Origin of the sequence: Anaeromyxobacter dehalogenans 2CP-C, assembly GCF_000013385.1 — a bacterium.
GTDB classification, from domain to species: Bacteria; Myxococcota; Myxococcia; order Myxococcales; family Anaeromyxobacteraceae; genus Anaeromyxobacter; species Anaeromyxobacter dehalogenans_B.
The window spans coordinates 2,568,505-2,594,604 of sequence record NC_007760.1; the positions used below are offsets into that span (position 1 = coordinate 2,568,505).

The 26,100-nt window shown below is 73.4% G+C and carries 28 protein-coding genes; 3 read left to right on the forward strand and 25 right to left on the reverse strand.

Annotated features, from left to right (window positions below):
- The first annotated feature begins 39 nt into the window (after window positions 1-39).
- A complete protein-coding gene (locus tag ADEH_RS11760) occupies window positions 40-1,020 on the forward strand; it encodes a 2-dehydropantoate 2-reductase (protein ID WP_011421322.1) in 981 nt (326 codons plus the stop codon).
- 36 nt (window positions 1,021-1,056) lie between these two features.
- On the opposite strand, the gene ADEH_RS11765 is transcribed toward ADEH_RS11760, so the two are convergent.
- The 17 genes from ADEH_RS11765 to ADEH_RS11845 all read right to left on the reverse strand — a co-directional run bounded on the left by ADEH_RS11765 (window position 1,057) and on the right by ADEH_RS11845 (window position 15,939).
- Complete coding sequence (locus tag ADEH_RS11765; protein WP_011421323.1) at window positions 1,057-2,388, reverse strand: hypothetical protein; 1,332 nt, start codon at window positions 2,386-2,388, stop codon at window positions 1,057-1,059.
- Window positions 2,389-2,485: 97 nt separating this feature from the next.
- Window positions 2,486-2,875, reverse strand: a complete 390-nt coding sequence (locus tag ADEH_RS11770; RefSeq protein WP_011421324.1) for a cytochrome C oxidase subunit IV family protein — start codon at window positions 2,873-2,875, stop codon at window positions 2,486-2,488.
- Window positions 2,876-2,885: 10 nt separating this feature from the next.
- Window positions 2,886-3,593, reverse strand: a complete 708-nt coding sequence (locus ADEH_RS11775) for a cytochrome c oxidase subunit 3 family protein (protein WP_011421325.1) — start codon at window positions 3,591-3,593, stop codon at window positions 2,886-2,888.
- Entirely contained in the window at window positions 3,594-5,258 is a 1,665-nt protein-coding gene (ctaD, locus tag ADEH_RS11780) for a cytochrome c oxidase subunit I (protein WP_011421326.1), read from the reverse strand.
- Entirely contained in the window at window positions 5,255-6,268 is a 1,014-nt protein-coding gene (gene coxB / locus ADEH_RS11785; protein ID WP_011421327.1) for a cytochrome c oxidase subunit II, read from the reverse strand. Before coxB ends, ctaD begins: the two co-directional genes overlap by 4 nt.
- The gene (locus ADEH_RS11790) at window positions 6,265-7,095 is read right to left on the reverse strand and encodes an SCO family protein (RefSeq protein ID WP_011421328.1); all 831 of its coding nucleotides are present in this window, start codon (window positions 7,093-7,095) and stop codon (window positions 6,265-6,267) included. The genes coxB and ADEH_RS11790 overlap by 4 nt, the downstream gene beginning before the upstream one ends.
- A 27-nt stretch (window positions 7,096-7,122) precedes the next feature.
- Window positions 7,123-7,509, reverse strand: a complete 387-nt coding sequence (locus ADEH_RS11795; RefSeq protein WP_011421329.1) for a c-type cytochrome — start codon at window positions 7,507-7,509, stop codon at window positions 7,123-7,125.
- A 58-nt stretch (window positions 7,510-7,567) separates the two neighbouring features.
- Window positions 7,568-8,524 (reverse strand): MBL fold metallo-hydrolase, encoded by a 957-nt coding sequence (locus ADEH_RS11800; RefSeq protein ID WP_011421330.1) that lies wholly within the window; start codon window positions 8,522-8,524, stop codon window positions 7,568-7,570.
- Complete coding sequence (gene soxB, locus ADEH_RS11805) at window positions 8,524-10,239, reverse strand: thiosulfohydrolase SoxB (RefSeq protein ID WP_011421331.1); 1,716 nt, start codon at window positions 10,237-10,239, stop codon at window positions 8,524-8,526. The genes ADEH_RS11800 and soxB overlap by 1 nt, the downstream gene beginning before the upstream one ends.
- A gap of 18 nt (window positions 10,240-10,257) precedes the next feature.
- Window positions 10,258-10,890, reverse strand: a complete 633-nt coding sequence (soxX, locus tag ADEH_RS11810; RefSeq protein WP_011421332.1) for a sulfur oxidation c-type cytochrome SoxX — start codon at window positions 10,888-10,890, stop codon at window positions 10,258-10,260.
- 10 nt (window positions 10,891-10,900) lie between these two features.
- Window positions 10,901-11,716, reverse strand: coding sequence for a sulfur oxidation c-type cytochrome SoxA (soxA, locus tag ADEH_RS11815; protein ID WP_011421333.1), 816 nt, complete (start codon window positions 11,714-11,716; stop codon window positions 10,901-10,903).
- Between the two features lie 32 nt (window positions 11,717-11,748).
- Entirely contained in the window at window positions 11,749-12,090 is a 342-nt protein-coding gene (locus tag ADEH_RS11820) for a DsrE family protein (protein WP_011421334.1), read from the reverse strand.
- A 152-nt stretch (window positions 12,091-12,242) separates the two neighbouring features.
- Window positions 12,243-12,554, reverse strand: coding sequence for a thiosulfate oxidation carrier complex protein SoxZ (gene soxZ, locus ADEH_RS11825; RefSeq protein ID WP_011421335.1), 312 nt, complete (start codon window positions 12,552-12,554; stop codon window positions 12,243-12,245).
- Window positions 12,555-12,571: 17 nt separating this feature from the next.
- Complete coding sequence (gene soxY, locus ADEH_RS11830) at window positions 12,572-13,060, reverse strand: thiosulfate oxidation carrier protein SoxY (protein WP_011421336.1); 489 nt, start codon at window positions 13,058-13,060, stop codon at window positions 12,572-12,574.
- A 58-nt stretch (window positions 13,061-13,118) separates the two neighbouring features.
- Entirely contained in the window at window positions 13,119-14,159 is a 1,041-nt protein-coding gene (locus tag ADEH_RS11835; protein ID WP_011421337.1) for a c-type cytochrome, read from the reverse strand.
- Window positions 14,143-15,498 (reverse strand): sulfite dehydrogenase, encoded by a 1,356-nt coding sequence (soxC, locus tag ADEH_RS11840; protein ID WP_011421338.1) that lies wholly within the window; start codon window positions 15,496-15,498, stop codon window positions 14,143-14,145. The genes ADEH_RS11835 and soxC overlap by 17 nt, the downstream gene beginning before the upstream one ends.
- A 189-nt stretch (window positions 15,499-15,687) precedes the next feature.
- Window positions 15,688-15,939: a hypothetical protein gene (locus tag ADEH_RS11845; RefSeq protein WP_011421339.1), complete on the reverse strand. Its 252-nt coding sequence runs from the start codon at window positions 15,937-15,939 to the stop codon at window positions 15,688-15,690.
- Window positions 15,940-16,113: 174 nt separating this feature from the next.
- Here ADEH_RS11845 and ADEH_RS11850 point away from each other — a divergent pair, with 174 nt between their 5' ends.
- Window positions 16,114-16,596, forward strand: a complete 483-nt coding sequence (locus tag ADEH_RS11850) for a YybH family protein (RefSeq protein WP_041453871.1) — start codon at window positions 16,114-16,116, stop codon at window positions 16,594-16,596.
- Window positions 16,597-16,600: 4 nt separating this feature from the next.
- Here ADEH_RS11850 and ADEH_RS11855 read toward each other — a convergent pair whose 3' ends face one another.
- From ADEH_RS11855 to ADEH_RS11885, 8 genes are all read right to left on the reverse strand, one after another.
- Complete coding sequence (locus ADEH_RS11855) at window positions 16,601-17,458, reverse strand: L,D-transpeptidase family protein (protein WP_011421341.1); 858 nt, start codon at window positions 17,456-17,458, stop codon at window positions 16,601-16,603.
- 43 nt (window positions 17,459-17,501) lie between these two features.
- Entirely contained in the window at window positions 17,502-18,137 is a 636-nt protein-coding gene (locus ADEH_RS11860) for a hypothetical protein (RefSeq protein ID WP_011421342.1), read from the reverse strand.
- 55 nt (window positions 18,138-18,192) lie between these two features.
- Window positions 18,193-19,497, reverse strand: a complete 1,305-nt coding sequence (locus ADEH_RS11865; RefSeq protein ID WP_011421343.1) for an AAA family ATPase — start codon at window positions 19,495-19,497, stop codon at window positions 18,193-18,195.
- Between the two features lie 13 nt (window positions 19,498-19,510).
- Window positions 19,511-21,595, reverse strand: coding sequence for an elongation factor G (fusA, locus tag ADEH_RS11870; RefSeq protein WP_011421344.1), 2,085 nt, complete (start codon window positions 21,593-21,595; stop codon window positions 19,511-19,513).
- A 333-nt stretch (window positions 21,596-21,928) separates the two neighbouring features.
- Window positions 21,929-22,090, reverse strand: coding sequence for a hypothetical protein (locus ADEH_RS23095; RefSeq protein WP_157061355.1), 162 nt, complete (start codon window positions 22,088-22,090; stop codon window positions 21,929-21,931).
- Between the two features lie 170 nt (window positions 22,091-22,260).
- Window positions 22,261-23,190: a hypothetical protein gene (locus ADEH_RS11875; protein WP_041453507.1), complete on the reverse strand. Its 930-nt coding sequence runs from the start codon at window positions 23,188-23,190 to the stop codon at window positions 22,261-22,263.
- 115 nt (window positions 23,191-23,305) lie between these two features.
- Entirely contained in the window at window positions 23,306-23,743 is a 438-nt protein-coding gene (locus ADEH_RS11880) for an SRPBCC family protein (protein ID WP_232287262.1), read from the reverse strand.
- Window positions 23,744-23,946: 203 nt separating this feature from the next.
- Window positions 23,947-25,194, reverse strand: coding sequence for an EstA family serine hydrolase (locus tag ADEH_RS11885; protein ID WP_011421347.1), 1,248 nt, complete (start codon window positions 25,192-25,194; stop codon window positions 23,947-23,949).
- 285 nt (window positions 25,195-25,479) lie between these two features.
- On the opposite strand from ADEH_RS11885, the gene ADEH_RS11890 reads away from it, so the two are divergent.
- Window positions 25,480-26,019, forward strand: a complete 540-nt coding sequence (locus ADEH_RS11890) for a DUF1697 domain-containing protein (protein WP_011421348.1) — start codon at window positions 25,480-25,482, stop codon at window positions 26,017-26,019.
- The last annotated feature ends 81 nt before the right edge of the window (window positions 26,020-26,100 follow it).

Consider the following 26,100-nt stretch of genomic DNA (forward strand, 5'->3'; position numbering starts at 1 on the left):
AGTCTCTCCCCCGGCGCTCGTCGCCAGGGAGGCCATGCGGTGAGGATCGCGATCTACGGCGCCGGCGCGGTGGGCGGACTCGTCGCCGCGCGGCTGGCACAGGCCGGGCACGAGGTGGGCGCGGTGGCGCGCGGCGCGACGCTCGACGCGCTGCGGTCGCGCGGGCTGCGCCTGGTCTCGGCGGGCGGGGAGGCGTGCGTCCGGCTCCCCGTCTCCGACGACCCCGCCGACCTCGGACCCCAGGAGCTGGTGGTGGTGGCGGTGAAGGCGCCCGCGCTCGTCCACGTCGCCCGGGACATCGGCCCGCTGCTCGGTCCGGAGACGGTGGTGCTCACGGCCATGAACGGCGTGCCCTGGTGGTTCTTCGACCGCTTCGGCGGCCGCTGGACCGGCACGCGGCTCGCCTCGGTGGACCCCGGCGGCGCCATCGCGGCCGGCATCCCGTCGCGCCACGTGATCGGCTGCGTGGTCCACCTCGCGTGCGCGGTGCCGGAGCCGGGCTTCGTGTGCCACACGGCCGGCAACCGGCTCATCCTGGGCGAGCCGGACGGCGAGGACTCCCCGCGGCTCGCCCGCGTCGCGGCGACGCTCCGCGCCGCCGGGTTCGACGTGGACGTCTCGCGCCGGATCCAGGCGGACGTCTGGTACAAGCTCTGGGGCAACATGACCATGAACCCGGTCTCGGCGCTCACCGGCGCCACCTGCGACCGGATCCTGGACGATCCGCAGGTGTACCGGTTCTGCCTGGACGTCATGGCCGAGGCGGCGCGCATCGGCGCGGCCATCGGCTGCCCCATCTCCGAGAGCGGCGAGGACCGGATGGCGGTCACGCGCAAGCTGGGCGCGTTCAAGACGTCCATGCTGCAGGACGTGGAGGCCGGCCGGGCGGTGGAGCTGGACGCGCTCGTGTCGGCGGTGCGCGAGATCGGCGCGCTGGTGGGCGAGCCGACGCCGCGCATCGACACGCTGCTCGGGCTGGCGCGCCTGCACGCGCGCGTGCGCGGCCTCTACCCGGCCTGATACCGGACTCGCCGCCTTCCCCGCGCCCCCGCGCGCTCAGAGCACCTGGTCGATGGTCACGACGTCCACCAGGCCGTGCACCTGGTAGAGCGCCGGGATCACCTGCTCCGGCGGATGGCGCCGCCGCAGCTCGGCGACCTTCTCCGTGCCGGCGCGGTAGCACGGCAGGTACATGCGGCCGTTCAGCGGGTGGCGCGCCCACGCGCCCCCGATCTTGGCGGCGCGCTCGTCGGACAGCAGGTAGTCGCGGCGCAGCACCGCGGCGACCTCGTCCTGCGGCCGGCCCTCGGCCCAGGTCAGCCAGGAGGCCTGGTTCTTCGCGTCGTCCTGCAGCAGGACGAGCAGCTTGCCGATCTGCAGGTCGGGATCCGGGAGCTGCTCCACCTCGGTGACCCCGAGCGCCATCATCATCGCGTTGTTGGCGAGCCCCTCCGAGAGCGCCGCGCCGCGCGTGTTCATGGTGAGGACCGTGCCCTCGAAGCCGAGCCGGCCCTGCACGTGCAGCGCCTGGGCGAGCGCGAAGTTCGTGACGTGGCCGGGGACCACCTCGTGCGCCACGAGGTCGAGGAACTCCGGCACCGAGATCTGGAGGGCCGCGTTGATCTCGTAGGTCGCCTCGTACCGCGGCGAGCCGTCCGGCCGCCGCGCCCGCCCGAGGTAGTTCATCGACCCCGAGAACCAGGCGTTCTCGATGGGCAGGAACTCGATGTTGGCGCGGGGGATCCCGTGGAGCGAGGCCGGCAGGTGCGGCACCACGTGCCGCCGCGCGCCCTCGTCGAGCTGGGCGATGCAGGCGTCCGCGAGCAGCTTGATGGCCTTCCTCGGGACGAGCCGCTCGCCGCGCCACGCGTCCGCCGCCGCGAGCAGGGCCTCCGCGTCCGCGCGCACGCCGAGCAGCTGGGCCAGCCGCTCGCGCTTCGCCTCCGGCCGCGACGCCTCCGGCGCCTTGCCGGTCGAGGCGATCACGCACCGCTCGTACGGCACCTTCGGCCCGCGCCCGAGCAGCTCCTCGGCGAGCGCCCACATGACGCGCAGCGACTCGCCCTGCGCGGCCAGGTACGCCCCGCGCACCCCGCCCGCCCCGCGGCCGAGCGCGGCCAGCGCGTCGATGGCGCCGGGGACGTCCACGGCGGAGAGGTACGCGTCGATCGCGGCCCGGTCCGGCGACGGCGCCGCCACCCCGCCGGTCTCGCGGAGCCGCGCGGCGGCGGGCAGCGTGTACGCCGGGGGCAGCGGCTCGTCCGAGAACCAGGAGTCGGCGATGTACCGGCCGGTCCCGGAGGCGCTCATCACGTCGCCTCCCCAGAGCGTGTCGATCCCGAGGATCGCGGTGGCGGCGGTGCTCGCCAGGGTGGCTTCGTCGGACATGTGCGGCCTCCCGTGGAGTGGGGGCCGGACCATAGCACCGCGCCGGCGCCCCGGCGCGGCCCCGGCGGGCGTGTCCGCGCCGCGCCGGGGCCGTCGGTCACTGCGCCATCTGCGCCGCCTTCGCCCGCGCCGCCTCCTCGTGCGCGCGCACGTCGGGGCGGTACTCGGAGGCGTCGAACATCACGAAGCTGCCGAACAGCACCGCGAACAGCGCCGCGCCCACCAGGACGACCAGGTGGAACCTGTGCTCGTACTTTAGGTGCATGAAGAACAGCGCCACCAGCGAGGCCTTCACGGTGGCGATGGCGAGGGCCACCGGCACGTTCGCGGCCCCGAGGTGCACGCGGGCGACGGCCACCGTCAGCACGGTGAGGACGCCCAGCGCCGCGGCGGTGCCGAGCAGCACGGAGGGCGGGAGCACGTGCGGCCCCGCGTGCGCGCCGTCCCCGTGCGCGGGGTGGGAGGAGGCGTTCTCGACGACGTTCATGGGGCCGGCCTCAGATCAGGTAGAGCAGCGGGAAGAGGAAGATCCACACCAGGTCCACGAGGTGCCAGTAGAGCGCCACCGCGTCCACCGGGCCGTAGTAGCCGGGGCCGAAGTCGCCCCGCCGCGCGCGGACGATCAGCCACACGTACAGCCCGATGCCGACGAGCACGTGGATGCCGTGCAGGCCGGTCATCAGGTAGTAGAGGCTGAAGAACGTGCCGAGGTGCGCGGGCACCGGGATCGCCCGGACCGCGGCGGGCAGGCTCGCGAGCAGCTCGGGCGACGGGTTGCAGGCGGTCCCCCACCCCACGCCGTTGTGCAGCTTGTGGCTGTACTCGAAGTACTTCACCACCATGAACGTGGCGGCGAGCACCACCGTCAGGACCAGCGAGCGGATCAGCGTGCGCTGGTTGCCGAGCTGCGCGGCGCGGACCGACCAGGCCGCGGCGAGGCTGCTGCTGATGAGCACGATCGTGTTGGTCGCGCCCATGCGCCAGTCGAGGAACTGGCTGGCGTAGCGGAACAGCTCCGGGTGGTGGGACCGGTAGACGCCGTAGGAGACGAACAGCGCCGAGAAGAACAGCACCTCGTTCGCGAGGAACAGCCAGATCCCCAGCTTGCCGGTGGCGAGCTGGGCGGCCATGTCCTCGAACTGCACGGCCAGGAACCGGCTGCGCTCGTGGCGGGCGGCGGGGGCCGGCTGGGCGGTCGCGTCCATCTAGCGTCCCTCCTCGCGCACCCAGCCCGCGTCCTCGGAGACCTCGTGCAGCCCCGAGTAGTCGTACGGGCCGCGCGCGCGCGGCGTCTCGTCGAAGTTGTGGTGGGTGGGGGGCGAGGCGATGGTCCACTCCAGCGATGCCGCGCCCCACGGGTTGGGCGGCGCGCGGCGGCCGCGCCGGAGCGAGTGGAGCAGCCCGGCGAGCGCCACCACCAGGCCGAGCGCGAGCACGAACGCGCCCACGGTGGAGAGCCGGTTGTGCGCGGTGAACTGCGGCGCGTAGGTGGCGTACCGGCGCGGCATGCCCAGCACGCCGGCCAGGAACTGCGGCACGAAGGTCAGGTTGAAGCCGAGGAACACCAGCCACGCGGACGCCACGCCCACGCCCTCGTGGTACATGCGCCCCGTCATCTTCGGCCACCAGTAGTGCAGGCCGGCCAGGAACGCGATCATCACGGCGCCCACCATCACGAAGTGGAAGTGCGCCACCACGAAGTAGGTGTCGTGCAGCGGCACGTCGGTGGCGAGCAGGCCCAGGAACAGGCCGGTGAGCCCGCCCACGCCGAAGATGGCGAAGAACGTGAGCACGTACACCATGGGCGTCTTCAGGACGATGGCGCCCTTGTACATGGTGGCGATCCAGTTGAACGTCTTGATGGCCGAGGGGATCGACACCAGCATGGTGAGGAAGCTGAAGGCCAGGCTCGCCCAGCGCGACTGGCCCGAGACGAACATGTGGTGGCCCCACACCAGGAAGCCGATGATCGCGATGGCCATCGAGCTCACCGCGATGAAGCGGTAGCCGAAGATGGGCTTGCGGCTGAAGACCGAGACCACCTCCGACACCACGCCCATGGCCGGCAGGATCATGATGTAGACGGCGGGGTGCGAGTAGAACCAGAAGAAGTGCTGGAACAGGATGGGATCGCCGCCGTACTCGGGCATGAACAGGCCGAGGTGGAAGATCCGCTCGAGGAAGCCCATCGCCGCGGTGATGCCCAGCACCGGCGTCGAGATGATCTGGATGACGCCGGTGGCGTAGAGCGCCCACAGGAACAGCGGCATGTCGAACCAGCCCATCCCCGGCGGCCGCATGCGGTGGATGGTGGCGATGAAGTTCACGCCGGTGAGGATCGAGCTGAAGCCGGTGAGCACCACCGCCGACAGCGCCAGCAGGATCCCGAGGCCGCGCGCGCTCTCCAGGCTGTAGGGCGGGTACAGCGTCCAGCCGGTGTCCACGCCGCCCACCACCAGCACCACCAGGAAGAAGATCGCGCCCGCCACGAACAGCCAGAAGCTGAGCAGGTTGACGCGCGGGAACGCGAGGTCCTTCGCGCCGAGCTGCAGCGGCAGCACGAAGTTGCCGAGCGCCGCCGGGATGCCCGGGATGATGAACAGGAAGATCATCACCGCGCCGTGCAGCGTGAACAGCTTGTTGTAGGCGTCGTTCGAGACGAGCGCGCCCTGCGGGCTCCAGAGGTGCATCCGGAGCACCAGCGCGAACACGCCGCCCAGCAGCAGGCAGGCGGAGATCGCGACGAGGTACATGATCCCGATGCGCTTGTGGTCCAGCGTGAAGAGCCAGGAGCGGACGCCGCGCCCGTGCTCGAGGTAGCTCCCGGTCTCGTGCGCCGGCGCGCGCACGGCCACTGCCGCGGTGCTCATCGCTTCGTCTCCTCGCCCTTCGCCGGCGCGCCGCCCTCGGCGGCGAGCGTCTCGAGGTACGCGGCGACGGCCTTCAGCTCGCGCTCCTCCAGCGGCATGGGCGGCATGATGTTCGGGTACCCGGCCACCACCTTCGCGCCCGGTTTCACCAGCGACTCGCGCAGGTACTCCTCGTCCACCAGCGCGGTGGTGCCGTCCGCCAGCTTCTCGTGGCGCTTCCACAGCCCGCGGACCGACGGGCCGACGCTCCGCGTCCCGTCCACGCTGTGGCAGGCGGCGCAGCCCTTCTCCGCGAACACCTGCTTGCCGAGGTCGGCGAGCGTGGCGTCGGCCGGGAGGCCCTCCTTCGACCACGCGTCGAACGAGGCCTGGTCGGCGTGGACCACCACCGTGGAGAGCATGCGCGAGTGGTCGGTGCCGCAGTACTCGGCGCAGAGGATGGGGTAGCTGCCCGGGACCGTGGGCGTGAAGGTGAGCCGGGTGAAGCGCCCGGGGACCGCGTCCTGCTTGAGGCGGAACTCCGGGACGTACAGCGAGTGGATCACGTCGGTGGCGGAGAGGATCAGCTCCACCGGCCGCCCGGCCACCACGTGCAGCTCGTTCGCGCCCTTGCCGCTCGGGTGGTCGAACCACCAGGACCACTTGCGCCCCGTCACCTGCACGCGCACGGGATCCCCGCCCGGATCTGCCGAGGTCATCTGGATCCAGGTGCGGGTGGACATGACGAACAGCGCCATGACCAGCGCCAGCGGGATGACGCTCCACAGCAGCTCGAGCCGCGTGCTGTGCGCCGGCGAGGGCTCGGGGTGGAGGCGCGTCGCGCGGCGGCGGTAGCGAAGCACGAACACGATGGTGAGGAGGATGATGAGCGCGAGGAAGAAGGCGCTCACCCAGAACAGGAGCAGGAAGACCTGGTCCACGCCCTCCGCCACGCTGGACGCCCGCGCGGGGAGGTAGCCGGGGCCTGCCCCGGCGAGGAGGTGGAGGATGCGATTGGGCAGCTCGGTCACGGTGCGTTCCTGATTCGGCGCCGACGGTCGCGCGCGACGTGGACGCCGACGAAGGAGACGAGGAAGAGCCCGACCACCCCGCCCGCGGCGCGCATCACCTTGAGCGCGAGCGGGAGCGGGTCGTCGGGCGAGAACCCGATGCAGGACAGCAGGAAGCCGCCGAGCGCCTTCTGCTCGGCCGCGGTCGCCACGCGCCCCTCGGCGGCGCGGCGCACGGCGGTGCGCAGCGCGTCCGGCTCGTAGGAGACGCCGTGCAGGTAGCCGGAGACCTTGCCGTCGCCGGTGAGCACCACCAGCGTGGCCTGGTGCGCGAACTCGCCGGTCTTCGGGTCGTAGCGGTAGCGGAAGCCGACCGCGTCCGCGAGCGCGTCGATGCCGGGCTTCGCGCCGGTGGCGAAGTGCCAGGCGCGGGCCACGCCCTCCCCGCCGCCGGCCTGCTGCACGAAGGTCTCCTCGTACTTGCGGAGCTGCGGCAGCGTCTCGGCGGGGTCGATGCTGAGGGTGAAGACGGAGAAGTCCTCGCCCTTCCAGCCCGCGTCGCGGAGCGCACGGGCCAGGCCGGCGAGCTGCAGGCTGCAGAGCTTCGCGCAGCTCGTGTAGTTGAACGAGAGCAGGACCGGGCGGCCGGCCAGCGCCCGGAGCGTCACCGGGCGCCCGTCCTCGCCGGTGAAGGCGAGGTCGCGGGGCACCTCGGCGCCGAGCCGCTCCACCACGCCGATGGCGGCGAGCTCGCGGCGGAGCTGCTCGGGCGTCTGCGCGCGGGCGGCGCCGGCCCCGAGGACGAGGACGGCCGCCGCGAGCGCGAGGGTTCGCGAGAGGGAGGTCACGGGAAGAGGGGGACGAGCGAGGCGCGGCTACTTCTTGGCCTTGGCCGCCTTGGCGCCGCGGAGGTCGAGCACGTAGTAGGTGAGCGCCCAGCGCTCCTCGGCCGGCAGGTGGCCGAAGGCGGTCATGGTGGTGCCGGCGATGCCCTGCTCGAGCGTCGCGAACACCTTGTCAGGGGTGGTGCCGTTCCGGTAGGCGCCGGTCACCAGGTTGCGCGGCTTCGGATCCAGCGCGGCCGCGGCCGCGCCGTCGCCCAGGCCCTCGTCGCCGTGGCAGGCGGCGCAGTTCGTCGCGTAGGACGCCTTGCCCTTGGCGACGAGCTCGGGGGTCTTCTTCGGGGCGGCGCCGGCGGCGCGGGCGCCGGCGGCGGAGAGGACGGCGGCGGCGGCGAGGGACATCGCGATCGACTTCTTCATGTGGGGTTCCTCCAGCTGCGGGGTTGAACGGGAGCGTCGGGCTCTCCGCGGGACCGGCTCAGCGCCGGCCCGCCTCGAGCATCTCGCGCTCCATGGTGAGGTAGGTCCCGTAGGCGTTGATCCGGTTCGCCGGCTCGAACGCGGGCAGCTTCGCGTACGCGCTCCAGTCGGCCGCGGCGTACGCCTCCTCGAACGGGACGAGGTCCTGGACCGCCGCCCCCATCACCGCGCGGAGGTGGCGGAGGTAGTCGCGGGTCAGGGCGAGGTGGGTGGCCGGGTCGCGCGACGCGGGGCCGTGGCCGGAGACGAGCAGCTTCGGGCGGCGCTCCAGGAGCCGGTCGATGGCCGCGAGCCAGCGCCGGCTGTCGGCCTCGCCGACGAACGGGATGCGGCCGGCGAAGATGACGTCGCCGGAGAACACCACCCCGTCGTCCGGGAGCACGACCATCAGGTCCTCGGGCGAGTGCGCCGGCCCGAGCCGGACCACCTCGAACCGCGCGCCCCCCAGCTCGAAGGCGGCGTCCGCGTCGAGCCAGCGGTCCGCGGGGAGCAGCGGGTTCCCGGCGTCGAACCAGGGCGCCAGCGCCTCGCGCCGCTGCTCGAGCCGCTTCGCCGCCTCCTCGCCCTCGAGGTACGCCCTGCCCTCCGCGCTCGCCCACACCTCGGCGCCCGCCGCCTTCAGCGCGCCGAGGCCGTAGACGTGGTCGGCGTGGTAGTGCGTCAGGATCACCCTCCGGATCGGCTGGCGGGTCACCTTGCGGATGGCGCGCACCAGCGCGCGGCCCAGCGCCGGCGTGCCCAGCGCGTCGATCACCACCACGCCGTCGCCGGTCACGACGAACGCCGCGTTGGAGTTGAAGCCGCGGTTCGCCGCCGAGGCGACGCCCGGGTCTCCCTGCACCAGCCAGACCCGCGGCGCGAGCCGGATCGGCGCGAGGACGGGATCGGCCGCGCGGGCGGGCGCGGGGCCGGCCGCGGCGAGCGCCGCGAGGAGCGTGGCGAGCGCGCGGGCCATCAGGTGGCCATCCCCGGGTCGCGGCCCACGCCGACCAGGCGCGGCAGGTTCGGCGTGCGCGGCGAGACGGACTTCCGGGCGCGCAGCCAGCGGCCCACCACGTCCCAGACCGGCTCGCCGCCGGCGTCGCGCGCCGCCTCGCTCACCGAGGCCCAGGTGGCGACGCGGTACGTCTTCGACGCCTCGAGCGGCTTCCCGCGCAGGCGCAGGTCCTGGATGCGCTCGCCGCTCCGCGCGCCGGGGTGGCACGCGTACTCGAGCCCGCCCACCCGGACCATGTCGCCGCCCTGCTGGTAGTAGGGGTCCGGGTTGAAGATGTTGTCGCAGACGTCCTCGAGCACCGCCTTCACCGTCGCGCCGGTCATCTCGTTGACGCCGACGTTCGGGTAGCTGATGGCGGTGGCCGCGAGCAGGTCCTCCTGCGTGATGGTGTCGCCCGGCAGGAGCGAGGCGCCCCAGCGGAAGCCCGGCGAGAACGCGATCTCGGCGTCCTTCTCGGCCATGAGCGCGTCCAGGATGAGCTGGTCGTAGGTGCCGTTGAAGTTGCCGCGCCGGTAGAGCACGCCCTCGGTGACCGCCAGCGGGGCCGCGAGCTGCTCGCGGAACGGCGCGCGGACGCGCTCGATGTGCGCGGCCATCTCCGGGTCGGCCGGGAGGAGGTTCGAGAACACCGGGAGCAGGCGGTACCGGTGGCTCGCGACCTTGCCGCCGCGGACCTCGAGGTCGAGCACGCCCAGGAACTTTCCGTTCGAGCCCGCGTTCGTGACGAGCGTCTGCCCTCCCCGGTTCTTCACCGGGATCGGGCGCGGGACGCCGTCGTGCGTGTGGCCCCCGAGGATCGCGTCGATGCCGCTCACGCGGGACGCGAGCTTCAGGTCCACGTCCATGCCGTCGTGCGAGAGCAGCACCACCACGCGCGCGCCCTTCGCGCGCGCCTCGTCCACGGTGCGCTGGAGGTTCTCCTCGTGGATCCCGAAGGTCCAGTCGGGCACCAGGTACCGCGGGTTCGCGATGGGCGTGTAAGGGAACGCCTGGCCGATCACCGCCACCGGGACGCCGTTCACCTCCCGCATCACCCAGGGCTCGAACACCGGGTCGCCGAAGTCGGCGGTGTGCACGTTCTGGGCGACGAACGAGACCTTGCCGGCGAGGTCCTTCTCCACCGCGCGCTTCACCCGCTCGGCGCCGAGCGTGAACTCCCAGTGGCCGGTCATCACGTCCACGCCGAGGAGCTTGGCCGCGTCGATCATGTCCTGGCCGTCGGTCCACAGCGCCGTGGCCGAGCCCTGCCAGGTGTCGCCGCCGTCGAGCAGCAGCGCGCCGGGGCGGCTCGCCCGCAGCCGCTTCACGAGGGTGGCGAGGTGGGCGAAGCCGCCGACCTTGCCGTAGCGGCGCGCCGCGGCCTCGAAGTCGAGGCAGGTGAGCGCGTGCGCCTCGCGCGTCCCGGGACGGATCCCGAAGCGCGAGAGGAACGCCTTGCCCACGACGTGCGGCGGGCGGCCCCGCGCCGGCCCCGCGCCCAGGTTCACCGCCGGCTCGCGGTAGTGGAGCGGCATGAGCTGCGCGTGCACGTCGGTGAAGTGCAGCAGGCTCACGTTGCCGTGGCGCGGCAGGTCGTACAGGCCCGCGCCCTCCGGCCCCGCCGCGCGCGCGCGAAGGGTCATCCCGCCGGCGGCGGCCGCCGCCAGCATCCGCATGAACTCCCTGCGATCCATGGTCTCGCTCGCTCCGCGCTACTGGTTCACCGGGGAGGCGGGATCGAGGAGCAGCGCGACCAGATCCTTGATCTGCTCCTCGGTGAGGATGGCGTGGTGCCCGAAGCGCGGCATGGTGGAGCACGCCGTGAACGCCTGCGGGTTGAAGATCTTCGCGTAGGTGTAGCGCTGCATGGCCTCGGCCTGCCCGCGCACCTTGCCGTACTGGTAGAGGCTCGGGCCGAGCGTGCCGAACGACACCTCCTGCTTCGAGAGCCGGTGGCACGCGTAGCAGTTGCCGCCGGACGGCTTCGCGGGATCGTCGGAGAACTGCTTGCCGACCCCGCTCTGGGCGATCTGCTCGCCCTTCTTCCAGTCGCCCATGAGCTTGCCGTCGGCCGGGTAGGCCAGCGTGGCCTGCTGCGCGGCGACCAGCTTCCTCGCGGCGGCCGCGGGCAGCGGGCCCTGGCCGGGCGTGCGGCTGCAGGCCGCCTGGACCTCGTCCTGCTCCAGGCGATCCAGGCCGGCCTGGCCCTTCTCCTTGAACGACGCCCGGATGACCTCGCGGGCGCGCGCCTCGTCCTTCGCGCCCCGCTGCGGCTGGGCGGCCTGCGCGAGGCCCGCGAGCGCGAGGCCGGCGAGCGTGACGGCTACGGTTCGAGCGAACGGCATCGGCTTCTCCTCAGCGCTTGATGGCGGGGGCATCCATCCCCGCGCCGTTGGCCTGGCGGGCCAGGTAGGTGATGAGGGCGACCGAGCCCTCCGAGCCGAACACCAGCTCCGGGAACCGCTGCTGGCGCAGGCAGTCGTTCATGCGCCACTGCATGGTGCGGACCTCGCCCTGCGAGACGCGGTAGGCCGGCCAGGTCGCGAAGGCACGCTTCGCGTCGGCGGGCGTGGTGAGGTTGGGCAGCTCCTGCAGGCGGATGCGCTTGCCGCTCTGCGCGTGGCAGGTCGCGCAGGAGAAGTCGTGCGGCCCGCCGCGGTAGAAGAAGATCCGCTCGCCCAGCGCGTAGGCGGCCTTCTCCTTCGGGTGCTTCAGCGCCACCCGCACCGGCATGCCGCGCGACTGCGCCACGATCCAGGCGGCGAGCGCCTCGAGGTCGGAGCGCTTGTCGCCCGCGCCGAACTTCTGCTTCGTGGCCTCCCCGGCGTCGATCCCCTGCAGCGTGCCCATGCAGTGCACCAGGCGCGTCTCCAGATCCATGACGCGGTCGCCGTCGGCGAAGTACCGGGGCAGCTCGGCGTACGCGCCCTTCACCACGCCCGGCCCCTTGCCCAGGTCGCAGGCCTCCAGCGACGCGGCCTTCGGCCCGCGCTTCTCCTGCCAGAGCGCCTCGCCGCGCGCCTCCCACAGGTCGGCGGGGTTGCCGTCCTGGAGCAGCTCGCGGTAGCGCGCGATGGCGGCGGTGGCGTCCTCCTCCTGCGCGCGGTGGGCGGCCGGGGCCAGGGCCGCGGCCGCGAGGAGCAGCACCGGCCCGATCGATCGACGGGTCATCCGAATCTCCTTCCAGGAACGGTTCGTGAAGCTCAGGGCCTGAGGTAGGCGAAGCCCTCGCGCGCCTGGAGGCGCGCGGCCTCCGCCACGCCGGACTGGACCAGCGTCGCCTCCGGCAGGAGCTTCGAGGGATCGATGTTGCGGGTGGTGAGCGTGTTGCGGCACGCCCGGAACTCGACGTGCCGCGTGACGAGGTCCTGCACGATCGCGTCGAACGGGTTGCCGTTCTTGTCCATCGCGCCGTCGAGCAGGAAGTCGATGCCGGCGCCGTTCGCCACGACCACGATCTTCGCGGTGGGGTCCGCGTCGAGGTGGTTGCGGACGTTGCGCATCGCGCGCACCGCCTCCTCGATGCCCTCGGTCAGGTGGTACACGACCTTGATCGGCGCCGCCTTCGGGGCGGCGGCGCGCGCGGAGGGCGGCGCGGCCCGGGCCGCCGGGGCGGCCGCGAGGCCGGCGGCGAGGACGAGGAGCCAGCGGGCCCCCCTCCCCGCCGCCCGCGCCGCGTGGCTGGCGGACGGCGCGCTCAGGCGATGGTCCCTTCGTCGGTGCGGGTGTCGCCCTTGTTGTCCACCCAGGTCACCTTGACCTTGTCGCCCTTGGCCGCGCCCTTGAACTTGAAGGCGAGGTACGGGTTCTTCGACACGGCCGGGCCCCAGTGCGCGGTGAGCACGGCCTTGCCGTTGCACTCCGCCTGGACCGAGCTGATGAAGTGGGCCGGGACGAGCGCGCCGCTCGCGTCCTTGCGCTGGCCCGTCTCCATCTCGTGGCTCATCAGCACCTTCACCTCCACGACGTCGCCCTGGAGGCTCGCGCGGATCTTCATCGGATCTGCCATGGCTGTCTCCTCGCTCCCTACCCGCCGCAACCGCCCAGGGTGACCTTGATCTCCTTCGTCGCCACGTAGAACTTGCCGCCGGCCTTCACCAGCACCGACACGTTCGACGTCCGGGCCATCTTGACCCGCGTGGAGACGACCGGCAGCGAGGCCGGGGTCAGGAGGAACGACGCGGCGAGCATGTTCGGGTTGGCCTCGACCAGGAACGCGATCGACTCGGTGTCGGGCAGGTTGCTGGTCGCGGTGATGGGCACCACGGCGCCGTTCTCGGCGATGTCGGGTGCGGTGACGGCGATGTCCTTCGAGTCGGCCGGCGCGCCGGCGCCGAGCGCGTCCAGCGCCTCCTTCATGGTCCGGGCCTCGAACGCCGCCTTGTTCCAGTCGGCCGCGCGGCCCCAGCTCGGCTTCAGGATGCCCGCGGCGACCAGCATGCCGAGGAGCGTCGCCCCGCCGGTCGTCTCGAGGAACCGCCGCCTCCCGATGCCCGTCTGCTCTACCTCTCTCATTCCGCTCTCCTCTACGGGTTCTGCCGCGCGCGGCGACGGTCGCCGCGCCGCGAGCGCCTCAGCGTGCTCCCTCGAGCACCCACTTCACGATCGTGTCCACGTCGCCCTCCGCCACCTGGCGCTGGGGCGGCATCGGCACCGGCCCCCACGCGCCCTGGCTGCCGCCGCGCACCCGGGCGGCCAGCTTCGCCGCCGCGTCCGCGTCGGCGGCGTACCGCGCCTTCAGGTCGCGGAAGCTCGGGCCGAGCCGCTTCGCCTCGACGTCGTGGCAGGCGAGGCAGCCGTTGGCCCGCGCCAGCGCCAGCCCGGCGGCCGGCTTCGGCGCGGCCGGGGCCGGGGCCGCCGCGGGCGCGCCGGTCGGGGCCGCGCCGGCGGGCCGGGTGGTGTCCGCGCCGCGCACCGGTCCGAAGGTCCGGTTCTGCTCGGCCAGGTTCCCGTGCGCGTTGCGGGCGAAGTCCGGCAGCGTCGAGGCGACGCGCGGCTCGGGCCCGCAGTCCTTCATGCACGCGACCGCGCGCACGTCCGGCTTGCCCTTCACGTCCCACAGGCCGTGGTCGCGGGTCATGCCGTTGCGGTTGGGCAGGCGCTGCTGCACCGCGCGGATCGAGTCCTGGTCGAGCACGAAGTCCGACGGGACGACGTCCCCGAGGTTCAGGAGGTACGCGAGCACGGCGTACGTGTCGTCGTCGGTGAGCGTCCGCGGCGCGTCCCACGGCATGGCGCGGCGGATGTAGTCGAACAGCGTCGAGACCGTGGCCACCTTCATGAGCGTGGTGCGCTGCGGGTGGCCGTTGCCGGTGAGCGCCGCCACGCGCCCGCGGGCCTGGTCCTCGGCGGTGGTCCCGCCCACCAGCGGCGTGAAGACCTCGTTGCTCTCGCCGAACGTGCCGTGGCACGAGGCGCACTTCGCGTCCCAGAGCTCCTGCCCGCGCAGGACCGAGCCGGAGCCGCGCGGCAGGCCCTGGAAGTCGGGCCGCACGTCGATGTCCCAGGCCCGGACCTCGGCCGGCGTCGCCGGGCGCCCGACGCCCTCTCCCGCGTGCGCGGCGCCGGCGGCGAGCAGCGCCGCGAGGACGAGCGGCTCACGCCAGCTGTACATTGGACACCTCGCCGTTCGGGTCCACGCGCCAGGTCTGGATCGCGTTGTTGTGGTAGATGGACTTCGTCCCGCGCACCTCGCGCAGCAGCCGCGTCGTCGGCTGCACGTAGCCGGTGTCGTCCACCGCCCGGCTCTGCAGGAGCGCGGCGCGCCCGTCCCACCGCCAGCTCACGCTGAACCGGGTCAGCGCCTTCGAGAGCACCGGCGTCTCCAGCCGCGCCGGCGTCCAGCTGCGCCCGCCGTCGAAGGAGACGTCCACCCGCTTGATCTTCCCGCGGCCGGACCAGGCCAGGCCGGTCACCTCGCAGGCGCCCCGCTCCACCAGCACCTGGCCGCCCGAGGGCGTGGTGATGACCGACTTCGCCTCCTGGATCGACGTGTACTGCCGGTGACGGCCGTCCGGCATGAGGTCCACGTAGTGGATGGCCTCGTCCTTGGTGGCCCAGGGCTGGTCGCCGACCTCGATGCGGCGGAGCCACTTCACCCAGGAGACGCCCTGCACGCCGGGCACCACCAGGCGGAGCGGGTAGCCGTTCTCGGGCCGCAGCATCTCGCCGTTCTGGCCCCACGCGACGAGCACGTCGTCGAGCGCGCGGTCGATGGCGACGGTCCTCGTCATGCCCGAGCCGTCCGCGCCCTCGGCGAGCACGTAGCGACCCTTCACCCGGTCGAGGCCGCAGTCGTCGAGCAGCGTGGAGAGGCGCACGCCGGTGAACTCGCTGCACGACAGCATGCCGTGGGTGTACTGGACCGTGGGCACCGCCACGTTCCCCCACTCCATGCCGGTGTTCGCGCCGCACTCGATGAAGTGGATGCGCGAGACGGACGGCAGGCGCATCAGGTCGTCCATCGTGTAGACCTTGGCGCGCCGCACCAGGCCGTGGACCATCAGCCGGTGCTTCGCCGGATCGACGTCCTGCCAGCCCTGGTGGTGGCGCTCGAAGTGCAGGCCGCTCGGCGTGATGATCCCGAACAGCCCCTGCAGCGGCGCGAAGGAGACCGACGCCGCGTTCACGCGGGTCAGGCCGGGGCTCTCGCGGCGCTGGAGGTTCGCCTCGTACGGCGACGGCAGGCCGTAGCCCCGCGCGGCGACGGGCTTGCCGAGCGAGGTGTTCCACGGCTGGCGCTCGAGGATCGCCGGATCGCCGGCCGGAGCGCCGCGAGGAGCCGCGGTGGGCGCCGCCGCGGCGCGCACGGCGACCGCGCCCGCGGCGATCCCGCCGGCGGCGAGGAACGCGCTCCGCAGGAAGCTCCGCCGTCCGGCGGCGACCTCGGTGATCTGCTCTTGGGTGAGGAAATTCTCAGGAGCCCGGAGGATGCGGGCGGTCTTGGATGGCACGCGTGGGCTGTAAGAGAACGAATAGTCGTCGTCTCCGTCCTGAGTGGGGCTTGACGGCCTTCACGCGTGGTGACGCATCGACTGCGGGTGTGGGTGACGCGCAGCGTCGAGACATGCGCGGGGCCCTGCTTCACGTTTCGTGCGCCACGCGTGGGGCGAGCGTGAAGCGCGCCGCGCGCCGACTGGCTCTCAGGCGCGGCGCGCGCCGCGGCGCTCGGGCCGGCCGTACCGCCACGCCGCCCAGGTCAGCACGCACGCGACGAGCGGCGCGAGCAGCACGAGCGCGGTGAGGGCGAACAGCGCGAGCGCGGCCGCCGCCGCGACGACGGCGGGGACGCCGACGAACGCGGCGACGTAGGCCGCGGCCTGCCGCGCCTCGCGCTCCGAGCGCTCCCAGTCGGCGGCCGGTGCCCGTAGCGTCACCGCGTGCTCGGCGTTCATGGCCGGACCTCCTCGCGTGTCGCGCCATCATCGCGCACGGCGCGGCGGCGCTCGAACCCCGAGCGGGCGATCTCGCGGGCCGCCGCGACGCCACCGCGCCACGCTCGCCCTACCCCGGACGCGTCGGACAGGATGCCGCGCGCGCCGCGCGTGAAGGCGCGGTCTCCTTCGCGGATGGCCAACCTCGCCCGTGCCCTCCTCGTCGCCGCCGCGCTGGGGGCCAGCGCCTGCGCGCACTCGCCGGGCGGCCGCGCCGAGCCCGACGCGGAGCTCCGCGAGGCCATCGCCGCCGCGAACGACGCGTTCGTCCGCGCGCTCGTCGCGGGGGACGCGCACGGGATGGCGGCGGTGTTCACCGACGACGCCCTCGTCATCCCCGCCATGCAGCGCGGCTTCGTCTCCGGCCGCGCCGAGCTCGAGGCGTACGACGCCCGGCGCGTGGGGGCGCTGCGGTACCTCGAGGCGACCATCACGACCGTGCAGCTGGAGGTCTCGGGCGATCTCGCCTGGGAGGCGGGCACGAACCGCCTGGTCGTGCAGCAGGGCAGCGGCGCGCCGATGACGGTGACCGGGCGCTACCTGGCCGTCTGGCGCCGCGGGAAGGACGGGCGCTGGCGGATCCGGGCCGAGCTGCCCATCCCCGACCCGATCCCGTAGCGCCTCAGAAGACGTCGATCGACACGTCCACCGGGATGCCGCGCCGGGCCTCGAGCGCGGCCGCGAGCTTGCCCGCGTCCACGCGCGCCGCGAGGCCGCGCCGCTCGAGCTGGCGCTGCGCCTCGGCGCGGAGGTCCACCCGCGCGTCCGGATCGTCGTGGGCCTCCACGACCACGCGGCTCCCGCGCACGCCGATCTTGACCGGCTCGCGGACCATCCGGACCGGCGTCTTCAGCGGCACCACCTCGAACAGGCGCGGGATGTCCTCGGGGTAGAGCCGGACGCAGCCGTGGCTGAACTTGCGGCCGATGCCGAACGGCTCGTCGGTGCCGTGGATGAGGATGCTGCCCGCCGAGAGGCGCAGCGCGTGCGTGCCGAGCGGGTTGTCCGGGCCGGGCGGGACGCGGTCCGGGAGCGTGGGGTCGTCGCGGCGCATCGAGGCCGGCGGGTACCAGGTGGGCGCGACGGTCTTGCCGATGACGGTGAAGGATCCCAGCGGCGTCTTCGCGCGATCCTTGCCGATGCCCACCGGGTACGTGACGGGCGCGGCGCCGCCGCCCGGGAGCAGGTAGAGCCGCATCTCCGAGAGGTTCACGACGATCGACCCCGGCGCCGCCGAGGGCGGCAGGATCCAGGCCGCCGGCACCACCAGCGGCGCGCCGGGCGTCGGGACGTACGCGTCGAGCCCGGGGTTCGCCGCCTCGATGGCGTTGAAGCCCACGTCGTGCGCGCGGGCGAGCTCGATGAGGGAGTCACCCTGCTTCACGATCCGCGTGCCGAGCACGCCGAGGACGTCGGCGCCGCCGGCGGCGGGCTCGAGGAGCGGCACCGTGGCGAGGAGGAGCGCGAGGAGCGGCTGCATCGCGACAGGCTTCGCGTGCGCGCGGCCCGGCGTCAACCCCCGCTCAAGGGAACACCAGCAGACCGAGGTTCGCCCCGCCCTGCAGCGACGGCGTGAGGCCGGGGTCCCGATCCGACGGGTAGGCGTGATCGCGCTCCAGCCGGTCCATCGCCTCTGGGAACACCGCCAGGCCGAACGACAGCTCCACCGCGGCGCGCGGGCCCACGTCGAACAGCACGCGCAGGCCGCCGCCGGCCCCGTGGCCGAGCACGCCGTTGTACTTGTAGCCGGCGAGCAGCGCGATCTCGGTGGTCGAGGGACCGTTCACCCGCAGGCTCACCTCGGCGTTCACCTGGTACGCGTTGTAGAAGTCGAAGCGGAGGTCCCGGCCCGGCGTCCGCTCGTTCGAGAAGACCATCACGGGCGCGTAGCCGCCCGAGACCCAGCCCTTCACCCGGCCGGTGCCTCCGCCCGCGAGGAGCCCCGCGCCGGACCAGAAGCCGAGCGTCGGCCCGACGCCGAAGCTGCGCTGGCCCCGCCCCGCAGCGTCGGCGGCGGTCGTCCCGGGCACGCCGGCGGCGCCCGCGGCCGGCGCAGCCTCCGGCTCCGCTCCCCGCGCCGCGGCCGGCAGGAGCGCGACGAGCAGCAGCGCTGGGATCACGGAGCGGCGGCGGGCGGCTGCAGGACGGGCTGGGCGCATGGAGCTCCTCGCGGTGGACGGTCCGCCGCCAGTGTAGCCCGTGCGCCGCGCGAGGCTACTCCGCGGGCGGCCCGAAGGACCGCTCGAAGAGCGCGCGGATCGCGGCGCGCCCCGACTCCGAGAGCGCGCGGGTCCCGGCGCCGGCGAAGCGCGGGTGCGTGACGGCGGGCGGCGCCTCGGGGGCCCAGGCCCGCCCGTCCCAGCGGAACCAGCCGTCGCGGTCCTGGTCGAAGAGGTGGACCGGCTTCCCCCAGTGGCGCGCCAGCTCGACCGCCCAGCCGGTGCCGCCCTGGGCGGTGTCGTCCGGGTTGAGCGCGCCGACCGCGAACACCTCGCCCGCGGTGCCGACCTGGTGCCAGATGAGCTGGAGCACGCGCCGGAGCTCCGGCGGCCCGGCGAGCGCGCGCGGCAGGTGCGCCTTCAGGTAGGCCTCGCTCACGTCGCCGAGGCGCAGCTCCGCCTCGGTCAGCTCGACGAGCCCGCGGGTGCGGGCCAGCCCGGGGCGGCCGGCGAAGGTGAAGTTCACCTCCTGCACGCCCCAGCGCTCCGCGCAGGCGCCGAACGCCTCCTCCGCGCCGTCGGCCCCGCCCGCGAGCAGCGTGAACGCCTCCGGGCCGCGCGCCTCGTCGTCGTCCTCGTCCTCGCCGCGGGCGTAGCGCAGCGAGCCGCCCTGCAGCTCGAGCGGCAGGTCGGCCTCGCCCGCGCCGTCGAGGTCCCGGATCAGCCGCACGTGCGCGCCGCGCCCCTGCGGCACCAGCGCCAGCACCACGTCCACCCGCTCGCCGCAGCGCTCCGGCGGCGCGCCCGGCTGGTCGGGGTCGGCCTCGCACGGCGGGCGCCCCGCGGCGGACCGGGCGGTCATCCACAGCTCGGCGCCCGCCCGCGCCGCGCTCGCCTTCAGGCCGGCCAGCGTCTCGGCGACCTCGGGCCGGGGCCCGGCCCAGGCGAAGCCGTCCACGAGGAGCGTGGCGGGGCTGCAGCCGAGGTGCGCCTCGAACGCGGCCAGCGCCTCGTCCAGCGTCCGCACGCCGAGGCCGCCGTCCATCGCCGACCAGATCAGCCGCTGGCGCGCGACCATCTCGTGGACTCCCCGGCGGTCGGCCAGGTCCACGCGATCGGCCAGCTCCTCGAAGAACGCGTCGTAGCGGGCCGAGACGTGCTCGACCGGCTGCCCGAGCGCCACGTGCAGCACCGGGCGGCCGCGCAGCAGCGCGTCCAGCCCGAGCTGCACCAGGACGGCGGACTTGCCGACGCCGGCGGGCGCCACGATCACGCCGAGGCGACCCTTGCCCAGGCCGCCGCGGATCCTCCGGTCGAGGATCCGCAGCGGGCTCTGGAGGATCGCTTCCTGGCGGATCATGGCTCCGGCATCGCTACTTCTTCCCGCCTTCGGCCTTCTTGGACGCCTTCGTCATGAGCTCCTCGGCCATGGCCGCCGGGACCGGCAGGTAGCGCGAGAACTCCATGCTGAACTCGGCCTTGCCCTGGGTCGCGGACCGCAGGGTGGTCGAGTAGCCGAACATCTCGGCCAGCGGCACCTCGGCCTCGATGCGGGCCAGGCCGCCGTCGTCCTGCGAGCCGATGATCATGGCGCGCCGCTGCATGAGCGTGCCCAGGATGCCGCCGGAGAACTCCGCCGGGCCCTCGCACACCACGCGCATGATGGGCTCGAGGAGGCGCGGCTTGGCGCGGTCGAAGCCCTCGCGCCAGGCGCCGCGGGCGGCCTCCTGGAACGCGATGTCGGACGAGTCCACCGCGTGGCTGGCGCCGTCATTGATGACGACGCGCGTGTTCACCACGGGGAAGCCGAGCAGGCGGCCCTTGGCGAGCATCGAGCGGAAGCCCTTCTCCACCGCGGAGATGAACTCGCGCGGGATCGCGCCGCCCACCACGTCGTCCACGAACTCGAACTGCTGCTCGCAGGGCTCGATGTAGCCGCACACGCGGCCGAACTGGCCGGAGCCGCCGGTCTGCTTCTTGTGCGTGTAGGCGAAGTCGGCGCGCTGGCTGACCGTCTCGCGGTACGCCACCTGCGGCGGCGACACCTCGACGATGCAGTTGTACTCGCGCTTCATGCGCTCGATGTAGACCTCGAGGTGCAGCTCGCCCATGCCGCGGATGATGGTCTCGCCGCTCTCCTCGTCCAGGCCGGCGCGGAAGGTCGGGTCCTCGCGGGTGAAGCGCCGGAGCGCCTTGCCCATGTTGGTCTCGCTCTTCGAGTCCACCGGCTTGATGGAGAGCGCGATCACCGGCTCGGGCACGTGCATCGAGGTCATGTTCAGCTTGACCGTGCCGTCGGTGAACGTGTCGCCCGAGTTGCAGTCCACGCCGAACATCGCGACGATGTCGCCGGAGCCGGCGGCGTCGATGTCCTCCATCTGGTCGGAGTGCATGCGCACGAGCCGGCCGATGCGGTGGTCCTTCTTCGTGCGCATGTTCGTGATGAACATGTCGCGCGAGAGCTTGCCCTGGTAGATGCGCAGGTAGGTGAGCTGGCCGTAGCGCCCGTCCTCGAGCTTGAACGCCAGCGCCACCGTCGGCTTCTCGTTGTCGATGGTGAGGGCGACCTTCTCCTCGTCCTTGGTGAGGTCGTGGGCCTCGTTGACCACCTCGGTGGGATCCGGGAGGTAGTCCACCACGCCGTCGAGCAGCTTCTGGACGGCCTTGTTCTTGTAGGCCGAGCCCATGAACACCGGGGTGAGCTTGAGCGCGAGCGTGCCCTTGCGGACGGCCGCCTTGATCAGCTCCTCGGTGACGCGGTCCTCGAGGATCGCGTCGGTGAGCTCGTCGGAGAACATGGAGGCCGCGTCGAGCAGCTCCTCGCGCGCCCTGGCCGCGTCGGCCTGCATGTCGGCCGGGATCTCGGACTCGGTGATGACCTCGCCGTCGTCGCCGCTGAAGCGGAACGCCTTCATCTTCACGAGATCGACGACGCCCTCGAACTTGTCCTCGAGGCCGATGGGGAGCTGCATCAGCACCGGGTTGTGCTGGAGCTTCTCGCGGAGCTGGTCCTTGACGCGGATCGGGTTCGCGCCGGAGCGGTCGCACTTGTTGACGAACGCGAGGCGCGGCACGTTGTAGCGCCGCATCTGGCGGTCCACGGTGAGCGACTGGCTCTGGACGCCGGCCACCGAGCAGAGCACGAGGATGGCGCCGTCGAGGACGCGGAGCGACCGCTCCACCTCGATGGTGAAGTCCACGTGGCCGGGGGTGTCGATGATGTTGAGGTGGAGCCCCTTCCACTCACAGTGCGTCGCGGCGGAGGCGATGGTGATGCCGCGCTCGCGCTCGAGCTCCATCGAGTCCATCGTCGCGCCGACGCCGTCCTTGCCCTTCACCTCGTGGATGGCGTGGATGCGCTTCGTGTAGAAGAGGATCCGCTCCGTCAGCGTGGTCTTGCCGCTGTCGATGTGGGCCGAGATCCCGATGTTCCGGAGCTTCGAAAAATCCGTGTACACGTCTTACCTCCACCCGCGGGGGCGGACCGAGCTGCATGGGCGAATCGGTTGCGCGGCGTCGCTCGCCAGCGCCGCCGGCGGAGCGTGAGAGCCGCTCGTCTCGAACCCGTTTCGGCGCGCGTTTCATCCACGCGAGCCGGCCACGGATACGACAAAGCCCGCGCCGTCCACCCACATCCACGGCCGCGAGCGGCGCGCACCCTCGCACAAACCGGCGTCGAGATGCAAGCCGGTGCCCACGGCGGCGCCGCCGGACACCGGAACCCTCCCCCGCGTCAGGCTTTTTCGGAGCCGCTCCCCCGTACGCGGGGGCGGCCGTGCGACCGTCCGCCGCTACGAGCGGTCGAACAGGTTGAGGACGAGCGACTTCCGCCCTCCGGAGGCCTTCACGTTGGCCCAGCGCCGCCGCTCCCGCACCTTGTGGACGACGATGAGGGTTCCGGCGGCGGCGACGACGACGAGGGGGACGACGGTGGCGAACACGGCTGGGCTCACGCGGTGGCGTTGGAGGTCGGAGCGGCTGCCCGGCCGGGCGGCGCTCCTGCGGCGCCGGGCTCGGCCTCCGAGGCCCCGCGCTCGCGCCACCTCTGGCACGGATCGACCGGCCTTGCACCACTCGGACGGGGGAGCGCTCGCGCCCGCGCTCGCAGTGGGGCTCCCGCCGCTCAGGGCAGCAGCGTGCCGTCGTGGCAGAGCCGCGCGCGGGTGGCCGGGAAGTACCAGCCGATGCCGGCGCAGAGCTCGTCGGAGGCCGGATCGTCGCCGGGCTGGACGGTGCTCCCGGTGGTGTTCAGGTACTCGCACCGCGTGGTGAGCCGCCCGCTCGCGAACGACAGGAACGGCGCCGCGTCCCGGCGGGCGAAGCCGGGGGCGGACCAGTCGGCGCTCTCGAACAGCGTCGTGGCGTCGTCCGCGATCGAGGTCGCGACCGCGTGCCTGTACGTGCGCGTCGTCAGCGCCACGAACCGCGCGCCGGCGGGCACGTCGCAGGTGGTCTCGGCCGTCGCCGAACCGGAGGCCGGGATGCTGAACGAGGTCGCCAGCGAGACGTAGGGGCTCGCGAGCGTGGTCGCCGTCCCGGCCGGCCACGCCTCCGCGTCCAGCTCGACGTGCGCGGTGATCGGCTGGTCCGACGCGTTCGCCCAGTGCACGCGGAGGTAGCCCGCCTGGCCGGCGGGGATCCGGAGGCCGACCGCCTTGCCGCTGCCGTCGTCGGGCGGGAACGAGAACGAGGCGGTGCCGGACGACCCCAGGTACGCCGGCACCGGGCCGCTCGCGGGCGCCCAGGCGCAGCCGGTGGTGGACTGGGTCCCGGGCGCCTGGACGTCGTCCGGCGTGAGCATCATCGCGACGCTCACCGCCGCCGCGGGCAGGCGCGAGGTGAACGTGCGCACGTCGAGGTCCTGCGCGTTCGGCGTGCGGAAGTACCAGCAGGACGCCAGCTCCTGCCCCGCGCCCACCACGAGGTCCGGGGTCCGGAGCTGGAGGGTGCGCGGCGGCGGGGGAGGCGCGCCTCCGGAGCCGCCGGAGCCGCCGCCGCACGCGGCGGTGACGAGCGCGGCGGCGAGCGACAGCCATCGGGACGCGTGCCTCACGTGGACCTCCCGTCCCGGCCAGCCGGTGGGACGCGACACGGTAGCCGAGGCCCTCGCCCCGGCCCACGAGTCCTGGTGGGTCGGGGCGAGGAGAACCTCGGCACCCGGGCGGCCGTCAGTTCCAGGTGTCGATCTTGAGGTCGTCCGGGGCCGGCCTGCCCTTCCCCGTCTCGACGAAGGCCTTGAGGCTCAGCAGGAACGTCGCCCACTTCATGCTGCAGTGGCCCATGAACTCCGACGTCTCGCGCCAGCCCCGGTGGCCGAAGGCGATCACCGTCTGGTCGGCGTCCCGCGACAGCCGGAACGCCACCTCCGTCCCGATCCACTCCTGCGGCCCGCCCGTGCAGCGCCAGCGCACCTCCTGCTCGGGCTTCAGCTCCAGCACCTCGAACTCCATCCCACCCAGCTCGGTGCCGTCCGGCGTGCGGAACATGAAGCGCATGGTCCCGCCGGGCGCGGCGCGCCCCGTCGTCTCGCGGGTCCACCAGCCCGCGACCCCCTCCACCGTGGCCAGCGCCTCGTAGACCTTCGCGGCGGGGGCCCGGATTCCCATCCTGTGAATGATGTCCGGCATGGCTCGTTCTCCTCCTCGCGCCGGGCACCACGCCCCGCGCCTCGCCTTCTCCTAGGCGGCGGCGCGCGGCGTCGGGGAGTGACAAGTGCGGCGCGATTCCGGAGCGGCGCGCGTCACGCGCCGATCGGCCGGAGGACGCGGTTCTCCAGCTCGGTGCGCATGCGCTCCCCCGAGCCCCGTCGTCAGCCGCGGTACGGGTCCTCGACGCCGATCGATCCGTATACCGCCCGCCGCAGCGCGGCCGCCCTCGGATCGTCGAGGTGCATGCCCATTCCGTTGGGCACGTAGCCGAAGCCGATCCCGGAATGCGGATCCGCGAAGCCGAAGGCCCCGCCCGCGCCCGGCGCGCCGAACGCGCTCGGGTGGCCCCACGGGTACCCGGCGGTCGGCTTCGCGAACCCCAGCGCGTAGGCGATCTCCACCTTCAGGCACGCGTCGCGGAACCCGCGCGCCGGCCGCACCGGCGGCGCCATGAGCTGCCGCAGCGTCTCCTCGCGCAGTCCCAGCTCCTTCCCGCCGGCCGCGAACACCCCGTACGCCCGCGCCATGGCGCGCGCCGTCCCCACGCCTCCTCCCGCGGGGATCTCGAGGTCCCGGGCGTAGACGCCGCGCTCGCACCGCTCCGGCAGCTCGGACCCCTGCAGCGCGCGGCGCAGGCGCGAGCGCGGGTTCATGCCCGCGATCGCGAGCGCGGGGGGCATGGTGAGGAGCATGCGCAGCGGCATGCGCCCGGAGCGGAACAGCGGCGCGAGCCTCGCGTCCGGGATCGACGCCGGGAGCCGGATGTAGAAGTCGAGCCCGAGCGGCGTCGCCAGCTCCTCCTGGAAGAAGCGGCCCAGCGTCCGGCGCGCCGGATCGACCCGGCGCAGCAGCTCGCCCTGGTAGAAGCCCACCGTGATCGCGTGGTACGCCTGCCGCGCCCCGGCGGGCCAGGCCGGCTTCTGCCGGGCGAGGGCCGCGGCCAGCCGATCCGGATCCGCGACGAGCCTCGCGTCCGGCCGCTCGTCGAGCGCGAACAGGCCGGCCTGGTGCGCGAGCAGCTGCCGGACCGTGATGGCGCCCTTCCCCGCCTGCGCGAACTCCGGCCAGTACGTGCTCACCCGCTCGTCGAAGTCGATCAGCCCGCGCGAGTGCGCGAGGGCGATGGCGAGGCTCGCCATGCCCTTCGTCGCGGAGAAGACCAGGGCCATGGTGTCCTCCCGCCACGGCTCGCCGGTCGCCGCGTCGCGGACGCCGCCCCACAGGTCCACCACCCTCTCGCCCCGCAGGTAGACCGCGCAGGCGGCGCCCAGCTCTCCGCGCCGGTCGAAGTTCTCCTCGAACGCCTGCCGCACCGCCTCGAAGCCCGGCCGGACCAGGCCGGCGACGCGGGCCTCCCGTGTCGGCGACCTGCCGTGCGCCCTCAGCGACTCCGCGATCGAACCCGCCATGGCGCCCTCCTCGCGCATGCGCGCGCGGAGCCATTCCCCCGCGACCGCGCCGGCGCGTCAATCGGGCCAACGGTCACGACCTCGACGAGGAGCGGCGGCGTGACGCGCGGCCGCGAACGGTGAGATGCCGCTCACATCGGCCGAACCCGAACCGGTAGAGCGCGCCGCGAAACGAGGGCTGAATGCGCAAGCCCACCCGTCGGCGCGCGCGGCCCCGTCGTCGCGAGCCCATCGCTTGCGGCTGAACCCATCGTGCGCTACGAGAACGACCGCAGAGGGAGGCTCATGAGCCGCTACCTGGTGCTGCTCCGCGGGATCAACGTCGGCGGGAAGAACCTCATCGGCATGCCCGCCTTGAAGGCCGCGTTCGAGACCGAGGGCTTCGGCGACGTCGTCACGTACATCCAGAGCGGCAACGTGCTCGTCTCGTCCCCCGAGCGCGGCCCCGCCCTCGTCCCGCGCATCGAGGCGATGCTCTCGAGGGCGTTCGACTACTCCGCCAGCGTCGTCGTGCTCTCGAGCACGCAGCTCCGCCGCGTGGTGGAGCACGCGCCGGACGGCTTCGGGTCGCGGCCCGAGCGCTTCCGCTACGACGCCATCTTCCTGAAGCCCCCGCTGTCGCCCGCCCAGGCGCTCGAGCGCGTCCCGGTGAACCCGGACGTGGACGAGGTCACCGCCGGCCCCGGCGTCCTCTATTACTCGCGGCTGACGGCGAAGGCGTCGCAGAGCCGCATGAGCCGCATCGTCGGGACGCCCATCTACAAGCAGATGACGATCCGGAACTGGAACACCACGGCGCGGCTGCACGAGCTGATGGGCGAGTGACGCATCACCGGGGCTGGTCGAGCGGCGCTCGTGGAGGGAAGCGGCTGATTCGCACATCCGGCGCCCATCGGCCAGCCTCGA